Origin of the sequence: Pseudarthrobacter phenanthrenivorans Sphe3, assembly GCF_000189535.1 — a bacterium.
In the GTDB taxonomy this organism is placed as follows: domain Bacteria; phylum Actinomycetota; class Actinomycetes; order Actinomycetales; family Micrococcaceae; genus Arthrobacter; species Arthrobacter phenanthrenivorans.
Window position 1 is genome coordinate 3,237,977 of the sequence record NC_015145.1, and the last position, 12,987, is coordinate 3,250,963.

Sequence of the window (12,987 nt, forward strand, 5' to 3'; positions counted from 1 at the left end):
TCAGTTCTCCCACTGAAGGTCGTCGACGGCGTCGAGGATGCGGTCCACGCCGGGCAGGTAGTACTTCTCAAGCTTGGGCGCCGGGTACGGGATGTCGAACCCGGTGACGCGGCGGATGGGGGCGGCCAGGTAGTGGAAGCAGCGCTCCTGCACCCGGGCCACGATCTCGGAGGACACGGACGCGAAGCCGTGGGCCTCGGCGATCACCACGGCCCGCCCGGTCTTCCGCACCGACGCGCTGACCGTCTCATCATCAAAGGGAACAAGGGTCCGCACGTCGATGACCTCCAAAGACCGCCCCTCCAAAGCGGCGGCCTCGGCGGCAGCCAAAGCGGTGGGGACGGAGGGACCGTAGGCGATCAGCGTGGCGTCAGTGCCGGGACGCGCGACGGCGGCGCGCCCCTCGGTGCCTTGTCCCGCCGTCGTGCCTTCCGTGTGAAGGCGCCGCAGCTCACCAAGGTCCACCAGGTCCTTGGACCAATAGAGCTTCTTGGGCTCCATGAAGATGACGGGATCGTCCGAGTCGATGGCCTCGCGGAGCATCCGGTAGCCGTCCGCCACGGTGGCGGGGGTGTAGACCTTCAGGCCGGCGGTGTGGGCGTAGTAGGACTCGGAGGAGTCGCAGTGGTGCTCCACTCCCCCGATGCCGCCGCCGTAGGGGATCCGGATGACCATGGGCAGCTTCACGGCGCCCTTGGTGCGGTTGTGCATCTTGGCCACGTGGCTGACGATCTGCTCGAACGCCGGGTACGCGAACGCGTCGAACTGCATCTCAATCACGGGGCGCATGCCGTTGATGGCCATGCCCACGGCCATGCCCACGATCCCGGACTCGGCCAGCGGGGTGTCGAAGCAGCGCTGCTCGCCGAAGGTTTTGGTGAGCCCGTCGGTGATGCGGAAGACCCCGCCCAGCATGCCAACGTCCTCGCCGAACACCAGGACGGAGGGGTCGGCGTGCATGGCGTCGGCGAGCGCGGTGTTCAGGGCTTTGGCCATGGTGACCGGCTGCGGGCCGGCGGCTTCGGCTGATGCCGCGGCGGACGCGGCCGCCCGGGCGGTGGCGGCGGAAACGTTGCCGTTGGCCTCGGACGAGGTGGTGATGGTGGGGCTCACTTGCCGGCCTCCTGTGCTGCGTTCTGGGATGCTGCGTCGCGGGCGAGTTCGTCGGCGAGCAGGGCGGACTGTTCCTTCAGCTGCGGCGTGGGCTTTTCGAACACGTGGCGGAAGAGCTCCTGCGGGTCCACGGGGACGTCCTCGCTGAGGCCGTCACGCAGCTGCGCGGCAACCGCCTCAGCGTGCACAGCGATCCTGGCCTCGCCGTCGTCGTCCAGCAGGCCGCGGTCGGTGAGGTAGGCACGCATTCTGTTCACGGGGTCCTTGGCGCGCCACTCGGCAACCTCGCTGCTTTCGCGGTAACGGGTGTCGTCGTCGGCGTTGGTGTGGGCCTGCATGCGGTAGGTATTGGCTTCCACCAGGAGGGGGCCGGAGCCTTCGCGGGTGAGCTTCACGGCGCGGTCCAGGACGGCGAGGAGCGCCACGACGTCATTGCCGTCCACGCGTTCGCCGGCCATGCCGTAGCCCACGGCCTTGTGCGCGAGCGACGGCGCTACGGACTGGTGTGCCAGCGGCACGGAGATGGCGTACTTGTTGTTCTGGACGAAGAAGATGACGGGCAGGTGGAAGACGGCGGCGAAGTTCAGGGCCTCGTGAAAGTCGCCTTCGCTGGTGGCGCCGTCGCCGCACATGGCCAGCACCACCGTGTCCTCGCCGCGGAGCTTGGCAGCGTGGGCCACGCCCACGGCGTGGAGCAGCTGGGTGGTCAGCGGGGTGCACTGGATGCCCACCTTGTGCTGGAGGGGATCGAAGCCGCCGTGCCAGTCGCCGCGGAAGATGGTCATCACCTGCACGGGGTCAACGCCCCGGGTCATCACGGCGACGGCGTCGCGGTAGGTGGGGAACATCCAGTCGCCGCCGGAGAGGCACAGGGCGGCGGCCACCTGGCAGGCCTCCTGGCCGTGGCTGGAGGGATAGACGGCCATGCGGCCCTGCCGGACCAGGGCTGAGTTCTGGTCGTTGACGCGGCGGCCGACGACGAGCTGTTCGTACGCTGCCAGCAGTTCCTCATCGCTGGGCAGCGGGTATTCGTGGCCGGGTTCGGTGCCCTGCTCGCCTTCCGGGATGAGCCGGCCGTCCGGGGCCACCATCTGGATCTGGTGCCGGGCCGGGAGCATGTAGTCCTCGGCGGTGATGCCGAACTTCTTGACCGCCTCGGTGAGGGCGTCCTCGTGGGGTGCCTTGTCCGCCTGGCCTGGGCTGGTGGTGCCCGGCGCGGTGTGGTCTGCGGAGATCGTCATTGTTCCGTCCTTCTGTTGCCACTATTCCTTCCCAGTATCCGCCTGTGGGAGGTTTCGTATCCAGCATCTAGAGGAATCGTGGAGAAGCTGCCTGATTCTGCCTACACTGGGAGACGAATTGTAAATGTGAGCCAGCTTACTGACAGGGTGCGTGGACAAATTGGCAACGAGGGACGCCGGGACCGAGCCGGTTCCGCTGGACGAGATCGACCGGAGGATCATTTCGGAGCTCACCCGGGACGGCCGGATGTCCGTGACACAGGTGGCGGAGAACGTCCACATCTCCCGGGCGCACGCCTACACCCGCATTGCCCGGCTCACGTCAGAGGGGGTGCTGTCCCGGTTCACGGCGCTGGTGGACCCGATCAAGGCGGGGCTCCGTTCCTCGGCCTATGTGACGCTGAAGCTGAAGCAGGACGCCTGGCGGGAACTCCGGGATCTTCTCGCAGCTATTCCTGAGGTGCACCACGTGGCCCTGGTGGGCGGCGACTTCGACGTGATTCTGCTGGTCCGTGCCGTGGACAACATCGACCTGCGCCGGGTCATCTTCGACCAGCTGCAGTCCATGCCCGGGGTGCTGGATACCCAGACGTTTTTGGTTTTTGAGGACCTGGATACGCGTTAGTTGATGAGGTAGTGCTCGTCATGGCCCTGCTGGTCCCCGATAGCAGGGGTCCTAACGAACGGCAAGGCACTCATCACCGCTTTCAGCCCGATGACAGGCAGCAGAATGACAGCACCGGTCACGGACAGGACTGTGAAACCCGCCATCTCCAGTTGCTCCCGCTTCGACGGGCGGCGACGTCGGCGCCCACCATCCATGAGATTGATCATGATGCGACACTAGGTTTTGCCCGGGAAATTCTCCCGGGTACCGACTACCTGTCTTTTCGCACCGGCGCTACTCGTCCGACGCACCAACAACCTTTAGCGGTACCCGTCCACGATCGCTGCCGCAATCTCCTTGTAGGCGCGTCGAGTCTCAGGCTTCAGCACGTCCAAGGTAACCAAATCGCCGTCAGCCACACCCCTGTCGTGTGGAACAGCGATCAGTTCGCGGCAGATGCCGGCGAGGTGCTCCTCAATGGCTTCCTTGTCCACACGGGACGACACCTCGTCTTTGTCGGTGATCACCACGATGGCATTCCGGGCCAAGTCCTCGTACCCGTGGCTGGCCAGCCAGTGCAGGGTGCTGCGGGCGCGCTTGGCACCGCTCACCGCATACCCGGCGGCGATGACCAGGTTGTCGGCGGACTGCAGGATCCCGCTCATCGCGTTGTGCGTCACCCCGGTGCCGCAGTCGGTCAGCGCAATAGAGTAGTAGCTAGACACGAGCTTCCGGATCCGCAAATACTCCTCCGCCGTTAAAGAGTCAGACACCTCGGGGTCCTGCTCCCCCGCGATCAAATGCAGGCGGCCAGCGTGATGCATGTACTTCGCCAAAGCGGTCAGCGAGTCAACGGACTCGATGTTCTTGAGAAGATCTGTAATTGTATGGGGGCTCGACTGCTGGTAGATGCCCTCCCCCAGGGCACGCTCGACCAGATCCCCCGAATCCGGATTTGCGTCAATTGCGCATGGGGCATCACCGCGGTACTCAGCGAGAGTCAGGCCGACCCCCACCGTGGTCGAGGTCTTGCCGATTCCGCCCTTAAGGCTCAGCACGGCCGTGTTGTAGCTCCCCTGCAACTGGCGCGAAATGCGGCGGGCCAGTTCGTCTTCCTGCCGCTGCTTCGCGCCCGGGCCCAGGTTCCAGACACCGCCCGTGAGCTTATAGAGGGCACCACGGAATCCGCCCACGGGGCGCGGCTTTTGTTCTTTGACGAACAGCCCCGGCGAGTTAATGAAGTCCGGCATGGGGCTGTCGGCGATGCTGTCAGCAACAGTGGGCCGGCTACGCCGGAAGGCGGGAGTGCCCGAAGGGGCCTCTAAAGGCATCGCCGGTACTTGCGGGGCAGCATCGGACTGGCGGGAGGAATTGGTGCCTGCAGCCGCTGGCTCTGCAGACGCCGGCACCCGCGTTGGGGCCGGTACCCGTGGAGTTTGATTTGCTTCATCAGCTGCGGCCGCGGCCTCGGCCCAGGAGGTCCGAGGGGTAGCTGACTGGCTGGCATCAGGCTGGCTTGAGGTACTGGGTGTTACAGCTGGCATGGTTCCTGTCCGGACATCCGCCATTTCACTGTCGACGCGACGAAGGTCGCGGCGACGGCGCTGCGGCTGCCCTGCATCCTCTGCATGGGCGCGTGCGTTCTGATCCGCCGGATCGGGCATGTCTGTCCCCCCGGGACTTTCGGCAAAATGTTATGCGGCACTGGTTGAACACTAAGTCTAGGGGCTTAGAGAAGTCCGTATGACTAGACGCGGGTTAGTGCAGCAGCTACCAGAGCGGCAGTAAGGACTAATAGAACCGATAGAACGACATACCCTTGCCACCTGGGCCGGCGTTGATGCGGATTGATGTCAACGTACGGCACGTGACACCCGTTCTCGACTTGATGCAACGCCACGGAATACCTGCATGGCGTACTGTTCCAGCGATAGGGCTCCCAGCGGGATAAGGAATGCCACCAAAAGCGAACCAAAGAACCACACAAATGCGAGCCCATACTCGGAAAAAGCCACAGGAGCCTCCCTAGGTCATCAGCTTACTTATCACCATGACCTAAGCATGGGACCGCGAAACTGACAAGTCATACAGACAGACATGCACGGTTCATTCTCAACACTCGGTTCGAGGAGATAACACGGGACCTTTGCCATTCACAGTGGTAGGTTCCCTCGCCGTCCCGTCCCATCTTCTGGGATAACCTCGCTACCTTTGAAAACAGAGAGGGACAGATCTACTGAGCAAGTCGCCTAGAGATCTCTACGCGCCTGCAAGGTCTTGGGGTTACCGGCTCTTCGCGGTTGGTGGTGAAACGGGTTCCGTGTCTTGAAAGCTGAAGGGCTCGTAGCCCTGCTGTGATGGATGTTCTCTACGCATTCATCAAGAGTCAGGAGCTACGAGCCTTGATCGAGCCTACTTCGCCGCGCCCCGATGCTGCCACCGCCATTTTCAACCTGCCCGACTACCGAGTCACCGGCACCGAGGTCCTCTCCTTCGGCCAGCGGCGGATCCGGGTCGTGGCCACCACAGAGGCCGGTTGCCCGTCGTGTGGCGTGATCAGCACCCGGGCTCATTCCCGTCGGCCACAACGGTTGCGGGACATTCCTGTCGCCGGGCCGGTCGAAGTAGTCTGGGCCAAGCGGAGATTCTTCTGCGATGAGTACCTGTGCCCCCGCCGGACATTCACTGAAGAGACCACCCAGGTCCCGCGCCGGGCACGGTCCACCCGCCGGCTCCGTGAGGCCCTGGTGGCTGCCGTCATCGGCTCCGGCAGGGCCGCCGCGGAGGCCGCCGCTTCGTTCGGTGTCTCGTGGTGGCTGGTCCAGCGGGCTCTGGATTCGGCGGCGCTGACGCTGCCTGATGTAGATGCCCTGGCCCCGCGGATGCTCGGCATCGATGAACACCGCTACCGGTCCGTGCGGTTCTTCCGCGACCCCGCCACCAAGGCCTGGAAACGCTACGAACCCTGGATGACCACCATTGTCGATCTCGACACCGGACAAGTCCTTGGCATCGTGGATGGCCGCGACAGTGAGGGCGTCGGGGACTGGCTGTTCGCCCGTCCGCTTCAGTGGCGCCTGGGCGTGCAGGTCGTTGCCATCGACCCCTCGGCGGCGTTCCGCAAGGCCCTGCGGATGTGGCTGCCACGCACCGCTGTCTCGGTCGACGCGTTCCACCTGGTCAAGCTCGGCAACGACATGCTCACCGAAGTCCGTCAACGACTCACCCAGCAGACCCATGGTCGGCGGGGGCGCTCCGTTGACCCGGTCTGGGCCAACCGGCGACTGCTCCTGCGCGCCGGGGACACACTCTCGGACCGGGCACGGGACAGGCTCAGCACCGTGTTCGCAACCGACGATGCCACCGGGAAATTGCAGGCAGCGTGGCTTGTCAAGGAACAGCTCCGGGCCCTGCTGACTACCGGCTCTCTTGCCGACGCAGCCGCCGCGAAAGACCGGTTGCAGGTCCTGGTCGAGCGAGCCGCGCAGCCGGAGACGAACCGGCTCTGGCGCACGGTCTGCAGGTGGTGGAAAGAGATCGAAGTCCTCATTGTCACCGGTGCGACAACCGCGAAAGTGGAAGCCAACAACACCGCGATCAAACACATAAAAAGGACTGGCCGGGGATTCACCAACGCACGCAACTACAAAACGCGTATCCTGTTGCGCAGTGCCGCCAGAACAGCGGCATGAACATCCCTCACGGCAGAACGTTCACCACGAACCGTGAAGAGCCGGGTTACCCCGCAAATCGTGGACAGTTGATCAGGCGGGAGACGTGCACGTGCAGGAGTCCAGGCTGAGCCGACGACTTCTCATCGCACGTTGAACATCCGCCGAGCCTAAGCACTCCGGTCCTGAGGCCCCTCGACGGTCGACTCCCCGCTGCTTCCGATGGGTGGGCATACACCTTCCAGCATCGGGGCTGGCTTTGCGGCAGCCCGGCAGCCGAATGACGACCATTCATGATTTCCAGAGTCGACGGGCTCCCGCAAAAACCTTTGATACTTAGTCGGCCTAATCTCTTTTGTACACAACCTCAATCGTCCCGGTTTATTCGCATACCTTCGACGTGCAATAACCAAAATGCAAGATTTGGCTAAAAACAGCTCAACATCGTCTTGTCCATCTTGATTGTAGAGCTACTCAGCACAGACTTGAGTACAGAATCGAAAGACGGGTACTTGCCCCAGCTAAATTTAGGTACCTTTCACGGTAGCTTCAGGCATGGCGAGGAACCTAACTTCTTCTCATTAGCTGCAAATTTGTGGAAGTAAGGAGACGGAGCAGGTTGATCCGCCGACTCAAGTGACAACTGCTGCAACCGGAAAATGTGCGAAGAACTTATTGCGAAAAGGACCCTGATCATCGTCGGAACAGGCCCGCTAATTTGCTTTGCCGTGTAGGGGACAACGATGAGAAAAACTAAAGAAACTGGCCGGCAGTTGCAAAACGAAAAAAAATCACTCAAACGCCGTCAATTCTTCCGCCTGGGGTCGCTGGTCGCAGCAATCACTGGAGCGGCCGCAACTACTGCGGGTACCGCCGCCAGCGCAAATGCTGTCCCGGGCGACGGCGCAGATATCACCACTTACGTCCCAACGACGGAGAAAGGCGCTGCGTTAGGTGTAGCGACCCTAGATACACAGTCAAAAATTCCATTCGCCCAACTCCCAGATCTTTCGGCCACGTATGCTCGAGTATTTGCTGTGGACGCTCTGTACGCCGATGGTGTGATGGATGCCACTAGTCACATCCAGTCGAAGATCGACATGGCGAGCGCGGTAGGCGGTGGCGTTGTAAGCATTCCGCCTGGACAATTCCGGCTTACGCGCTCCAACGACATCGCTTCTCTACTCCTACTGCCGAACGTCGTCATACGTGGTTCTGGCCCCGTAACTCACCTGTTCCTCGATCCGCGAACCGCTCCAAGCCCAACCAGATACCACGTCTTGCGCATCGGGACTGAGAACAGTGGCGCCGATAACGTGGTTGTTGAAGATCTGAAGTTGACGGCGAATCATGCCTCCATCGGCGGCGGATCCATACTTGGAATAGGCGCACGTCACACAGGAAACAAATTAGCATCCTCGAACAACATCACAGTCCGGCGGTGCCACATCCATGACACGCAGATTGCAGTCTGCGCCTCGAAGGACGGCGGCGATGGCCTAGAAGAAGGCCAGGACCGCATTAAAGCCCAATTTCGGAACTGGCTTGTACAGGATTGTGTTTTGACTTTGTGTGGCAACAAAATGGTTGAATTCTCGGAAACCAACGGAGCGCGATGCGTTGGTAACAGGATGATACGTTGCTACGCGGGACCACAGGCCATATTTTTTTCACAAAACATAGTCTTTGAGAAGAACTACGTCAGCTATACCGACTCAGGCCTGAACATTGCAGCTGGCGCCCACGACATCGACATTGTGTGCAACACATTTGAAGCGGACGACGCAATACATCCAAGTGTTTCCAACGGCGCAATATTCCTTCGCACAGAGCCAACGGTAGGCCGTTCCTACAGCATTCACAACATCCGCTCTCGCGGTAACGTTTATCGAGACCGCCATACGAGGAGCCGACGCGTGCTTAAGTTCCAGACCCGCGCCGAGAATGCGGAAGCGAACTACCAGCTCATAACGTTTATCGGTGATATATTTGACGGCTCGATATATTTCGATGATGTAACATCGCCGGCCAAGACATCTATCACCGAGTTCCTCTTTTCCGACTGCACTATTGAGGGAGATTTTTTTAATGATTCCTCCAGCACGCTTGCTTCATACACGGACAATGAACTGCGCGGCTGCCTTATGCGTAAGCCCGGTGGGTATGTGCTCAATGCCTCGGGATGGGCGCTCGTTGGCAATAGAATCAAGTCCGAGCTTACAATCAGCGCTGGCGCCACAAACAACGTTATTCAGGCAAATCGTATACAGGGGCGGCTTGTCGATTGGGGCCTAGGCACCGTAAAAGCCAACAATGTGACGGGGTAGAATCAACATTCCAAGCCGCGACTTGCAGGATCAAAAGCCTATTTCCTGCGATAGCGTCAAAGCTGGGCAGGAAGTTTTGCCTTGGTTCTTCCCTGGACCACCTCGCCCTGTCTTGTCACGCTCGGACGAAGCAGCTCACCCCGCACCCTGCCCGACGCGCCCAGGGGCAGCAGTAACTGTCCTTCGCGCACTAGAAGTGTTTCGGTCTCGTAGCACGGAACTACTGAAGCTACTCTGATGGAACTGCGCATGAAGTTATAAAAAGTTGGTCGCGTGGTAGATACAGGATAAAATCAGCTCCACTGAACCAAATCACCGCTCAACTGGCACCCCAGAGGTGCAAGAAGGGCCTGAAGTTTGCGCTGTTGTCGAACACACTGCGCAAACAACACCCCATCTGTCCTGCACAATAGGCTGCCTTCCTTCGAAGTGTTTCGTATTGTCCCTATCGTTGCATGCATAATCAGATGTGCACGAAGGCAGCGTAGGGCAGCGCAATACGAATCGAAAGGATATCGAGTGCAACCGACTGTAGCCATTATAGGAACTCGCGGTTATCCCAGTTATTACGGCGGGTTTGAGACGGCCGTCAGAAAGCTTGCGCCGTTCCTTGCAGAACAAGGGTGGAAGGTAACTGTGTACGGCCGGAAGGGGGCGACGACGCCCAATGACCCTACGTATGATAATCGCGTCATTAGTCGTTTTACCCATGGACTGGAGACAAAGTCTCTAAGCACTTTGACGTATGGGCTTACTGCTTGCCTCGACGCAGCGTGGCGAAAGCCGGATGTTGCGTTGGTCATGAATGTGGCAAATGGTTTTTGGCTCCCAATACTGTGGGCTCGCGGCATACCGACACTTGTGAATGTGGATGGCATTGAATGGGATAGAGACAAATGGGGTCGCCTAGCCAAGGCGATTTTTCATTTAGGTGCCAAGCTGACTGCCATCTTTGGAACTCGGATGGTTTACGATGCGGAAGCGATCGGTGCTCGCTGGCGTTCAGAATTCGGCGTAGAAGGAGATTTCATTCCGTACGGCGGTGACCCTTCCCCGCCACTCCCCCTCGAGCCGGGACTCGAGCACAGAAAATATATCCTCATGGTTGCTCGTTTTGTACCGGAGAATACGGTTCCTGAATTTATCGAAGCAGCGGAGGTTCTGGCAAAGGATTACCACGTCGTCATCGTTGGTTCCAGCGGCTACGGCGGGGAACTCGACGAGCGAGTAAAAAAACTAACCGACGCCTATGAACGCATCCACTGGCTCGGTCATGTAAGCGACGATCAGAAGCTCCTTGCGCTCTGGCAACACGCAGGAGCCTATTTCCACGGTCACAGTGTTGGCGGCACAAACCCAGCACTAGTGCAAGCCATGGCTGTGGGGGCTCCTACAGTGGCCCGCGACACCGTCTATAACCGAGAAGTTCTGCAAAATGCAGGCATCTTTACACGCCCCGCTGCAGCGGACATAGTACAAAACCTGCGGGACCTGCTTGAGGATCATGTCCAGCAAGAACGGCTGAGCGCGCGCGCAGTCGCCCGGGCCACGGCCGAGTATTCCTGGAATGCGGTCTGCAGCAGGTACGAAAAGAGTCTTCTGAAATTGGTTCATGTGGTTGCAAAGGAACCCAGCGCATGAAGCCCGACGTAACGTTCAGCAACCCGCTCAGCCGCACGCTGGCCCATTATGAACGGGAACTGTCCGACACATTACTTCGCTGCGGACTAAGCGCTCAAAGTGTGCCGGCACATCAGGTTGAGGGCCGAGCAAGAGTGATCGGCAAGCTTTGGATGCTTCGTGATGCATTCCGTAATGTGGTTGCTTACCGAAACTCGGAGCAGCTGCACCTTCAGGCCTGGCCAAGTCTTGGCCTTCTTGAAGCTAGGTTATGGCAATCGAGGAAAAGCAAGAACATCGTCCTACTCCATGATCCAGTCCCCTTGAGAAAGCAAGTGGGTTTTGATGCTTTGTCCAAGCTTTGGAGTGCCAACGGAAGCCGAATCAACGCCCCATACATCATGGTTCATTCGGAGGATGCACAGAGGGCTACCCGTGGACTGCTCCCGAGACACCAGACGCTCAAAGCCCTACATCCAATTTTGAGCTCTCAAAGAACCCATAAAAAATCTGCTGAACCCAGCGTGGTCGTGGCAGGGCAGTACAAGCCGGAACGGGATCTCGCAATGCTGGGGCGAGTGGGTCCCAAGCTCCTCGCCCAAGGTATAAAACCAAAGATCATTGGAAGGGGATGGCCTCTCGATATACCAGGCTGGACAGTAACCGACTCCTTCATAGCAGAGGACGAAATGGACGTCCTGTTGGGCGAAGCTTGGGCTGTTCTACTACCATATAACCTCTACTTCCAAAGCGGTGTGGCTGTCAGGGCTCTCGAGCAGGGGACCTTAACAGTCAGTCCTAGAACCTCTTTCGTTGAAGACCTAATGGGCTCAGCCAGCCGCTCAATAATAGATGATGCGAGGTCAACGCATGATGTCATCCGCGCGCTCGAGTACGCTGTCGAACATCGCAATGATGCCAGCTCAACATTCATTGAATACCGAGACAAAGTGGACTCAAGCTGGCGCACAGCAATGCGTATCGCTACTGCCGGATGAACTAGAAACGAATAAGAGCCAGGCATTAGACGTCGGCATCAATGATCCGCGTCGGATCTTGGAACTGGGATAAAATTCCTCAGTACTTTGTCGGGCCCGCGGAAATCCCGTGCTCAACACCTTGAGCACGGGGATCTACGTCCGATTACGCCCGAATGTCATAGTCTGCGGCGTGGATGCGTTTGATATCTCCTCCCGGGCTTCCACTGCCAAAACAGCTATACACAATGCCAACATTACCCACATCCAAGGGAATCCGAACGCATTGTTGAACTGCAACATTGCGGGCCAAACCATCAGGGGAAGCCAGACCGGCCATCCCCCTTTGGAGCTAGACGATAGCGCGAGTCGGGGAAGAATTACGGAAACCAATGCCGCAAATAGTGCGACAATAGCTAAGCCACCAAGGCCAAACTTCCAAAAAAGCTCAAAACTTTGAACGTTGCTCGTCGCTGGGACCAATCGCGACCGGGAAAAATCGAAAACAGATACAACTTCGCCACCAAAGGGCAAGAAATCGTCGTTATTTGCCTGTCGTACGGCAGATATATCGGCAGCCCGCGTATCGAGCGTGTCGTTGTAAACACGGCCAGTTGTCGCAAAAACTGAATCAAACACGAACCAAAGAGCAAAAGCGATTGGGCTGGAAGCGCATAAAAATCGCACCCACTTTCGCGTTGCAAGCCCTTGCACGGTCATAGCCACAGAGACAGCGACGACTATCATTGCTGACCGAGTACCAATGAATATGACCATCAAGCTCAGCAAGTGACCTGCTTTCCGGGCGCCGATACCATATGCACATACTGCTAAAAGCGCTGCAAAAAGCGCAAGCCACGTCTCCTCATTAAAAAGTAGAATCGGATGAGCTAAACCGAAAGTCGTCTCCGTCCTCGGATTGACGCCTGGAGCAATCACCAATTGGGCCCCAGCAGCTAGCACAAGTACCAGGGAGCTCCCGATGATCAATTGTTCGAGGTCACGGATGGTCAACTGCCGAAAGAGGGCAAACGAAACAATAAATGTAAAAACATTTAGAAGTATCTGCAGGATGAGGGAAAGGCGAACATCCCACAGTTCCAAAGTCAGGGATGGCAAAGCAGCTACGATGGCGCTAATAGCGAAGAAGAGAAGAACATTGCGGACTTTACCAACAATACGTTCGCCGTAAAAGAAGATCGGAAAAAGAACGACTGCGACCAAATGCGGAAGGTAGACGTTAGCACCGCCGAGCGGAACGGGGAACTTCTGGATTGTACTAGCAACCAGGAGTGCCGCACCAAATACCAATGCGGTACGACTACGCCTCCGGCGCACCCGCAATCGATCCAGTTCCATCTCTTCCTTGCCCTCCAGGCGTATACCCAGATCGCCTAGGCGTACAGTTTGCCGATTCGCCAGCAGGAGGTC

General features: G+C 58.9%; 10 protein-coding genes. 5 read left to right on the plus strand and 5 right to left on the minus strand.

The features are described 5' to 3' along the window. Together ASPHE3_RS15075 and ASPHE3_RS15080 are read right to left on the minus strand one after the other, a co-directional pair. Complete coding sequence (locus tag ASPHE3_RS15075) at positions 1 to 1,113, minus strand: alpha-ketoacid dehydrogenase subunit beta (protein ID WP_013602054.1); 1,113 nt, start codon at positions 1,111 to 1,113, stop codon at positions 1 to 3. Beyond that, positions 1,110 to 2,354 (minus strand): thiamine pyrophosphate-dependent dehydrogenase E1 component subunit alpha, encoded by a 1,245-nt coding sequence (locus ASPHE3_RS15080; RefSeq protein WP_013602055.1) that lies wholly within the window; start codon positions 2,352 to 2,354, stop codon positions 1,110 to 1,112. The genes ASPHE3_RS15075 and ASPHE3_RS15080 overlap by 4 nt, the downstream gene beginning before the upstream one ends. Positions 2,355 to 2,514: 160 nt before the next feature. Here ASPHE3_RS15080 and ASPHE3_RS15085 point away from each other — a divergent pair, with 160 nt between their 5' ends. Then, the gene (locus ASPHE3_RS15085) at positions 2,515 to 2,979 is read left to right on the plus strand and encodes an Lrp/AsnC family transcriptional regulator (RefSeq protein WP_013602056.1); all 465 of its coding nucleotides are present in this window, start codon (positions 2,515 to 2,517) and stop codon (positions 2,977 to 2,979) included. On the opposite strand, the gene ASPHE3_RS15090 is transcribed toward ASPHE3_RS15085, so the two are convergent. Beyond that, the gene (locus ASPHE3_RS15090) at positions 2,976 to 3,188 is read right to left on the minus strand and encodes a hypothetical protein (protein ID WP_013602057.1); all 213 of its coding nucleotides are present in this window, start codon (positions 3,186 to 3,188) and stop codon (positions 2,976 to 2,978) included. The genes ASPHE3_RS15085 and ASPHE3_RS15090 overlap by 4 nt on opposite strands. A 93-nt stretch (positions 3,189 to 3,281) precedes the next feature. After that, positions 3,282 to 4,211 carry a MinD/ParA family ATP-binding protein gene (locus ASPHE3_RS15095; protein WP_254362893.1) on the minus strand — a complete coding sequence of 310 codons (930 nt, stop codon included), beginning with the start codon at positions 4,209 to 4,211 and terminating at the stop codon, positions 3,282 to 3,284. Between the two features lie 1,152 nt (positions 4,212 to 5,363). On the opposite strand from ASPHE3_RS15095, the gene ASPHE3_RS15100 reads away from it, so the two are divergent. The 4 genes from ASPHE3_RS15100 (at position 5,364) to ASPHE3_RS22080 (ending at position 11,577) form a co-directional block, all read left to right on the plus strand. Continuing rightward, positions 5,364 to 6,653 carry an ISL3 family transposase gene (locus ASPHE3_RS15100; protein ID WP_013601589.1) on the plus strand — a complete coding sequence of 430 codons (1,290 nt, stop codon included), beginning with the start codon at positions 5,364 to 5,366 and terminating at the stop codon, positions 6,651 to 6,653. A gap of 722 nt (positions 6,654 to 7,375) precedes the next feature. Beyond that, positions 7,376 to 8,959 (plus strand): hypothetical protein, encoded by a 1,584-nt coding sequence (locus ASPHE3_RS22075; RefSeq protein WP_013602059.1) that lies wholly within the window; start codon positions 7,376 to 7,378, stop codon positions 8,957 to 8,959. A gap of 867 nt (positions 8,960 to 9,826) precedes the next feature. Next, a complete protein-coding gene (locus ASPHE3_RS15110) occupies positions 9,827 to 10,600 on the plus strand; it encodes a glycosyltransferase (protein ID WP_409372045.1) in 774 nt (257 codons plus the stop codon). After that, complete coding sequence (locus ASPHE3_RS22080) at positions 10,597 to 11,577, plus strand: hypothetical protein (RefSeq protein WP_013602061.1); 981 nt, start codon at positions 10,597 to 10,599, stop codon at positions 11,575 to 11,577. The genes ASPHE3_RS15110 and ASPHE3_RS22080 overlap by 4 nt, the downstream gene beginning before the upstream one ends. Positions 11,578 to 11,712: 135 nt before the next feature. Here the strand turns inward: ASPHE3_RS22080 and ASPHE3_RS22085 are convergent, their stop codons facing one another. Beyond that, entirely contained in the window at positions 11,713 to 12,915 is a 1,203-nt protein-coding gene (locus ASPHE3_RS22085; RefSeq protein ID WP_013602062.1) for a hypothetical protein, read from the minus strand. Positions 12,916 to 12,987 lie beyond the last annotated feature (72 nt).

What these genes read in the sequence shown, in the direction of transcription:
- ASPHE3_RS22075 (WP_013602059.1), top strand. Translation starts at nt 7,376, where the DNA reads ATGAGAAAAACTAAAGAAACTGGCCGGCAGTTGCAAAACGAAAAAAAA.
- ASPHE3_RS15080 (WP_013602055.1), bottom strand. Translation starts at nt 2,354, where the DNA reads ATGACGATCTCCGCAGACCACACCGCGCCGGGCACCACCAGCCCAGGC.
- ASPHE3_RS22085 (WP_013602062.1), bottom strand. Translation starts at nt 12,915, where the DNA reads ATGGAACTGGATCGATTGCGGGTGCGCCGGAGGCGTAGTCGTACCGCA.
- ASPHE3_RS22080 (WP_013602061.1), top strand. Translation starts at nt 10,597, where the DNA reads ATGAAGCCCGACGTAACGTTCAGCAACCCGCTCAGCCGCACGCTGGCC.
- ASPHE3_RS15090 (WP_013602057.1), bottom strand. Translation starts at nt 3,188, where the DNA reads ATGATCAATCTCATGGATGGTGGGCGCCGACGTCGCCGCCCGTCGAAG.
- ASPHE3_RS15095 (WP_254362893.1), bottom strand. Translation starts at nt 4,211, where the DNA reads ATGCCGGACTTCATTAACTCGCCGGGGCTGTTCGTCAAAGAACAAAAG.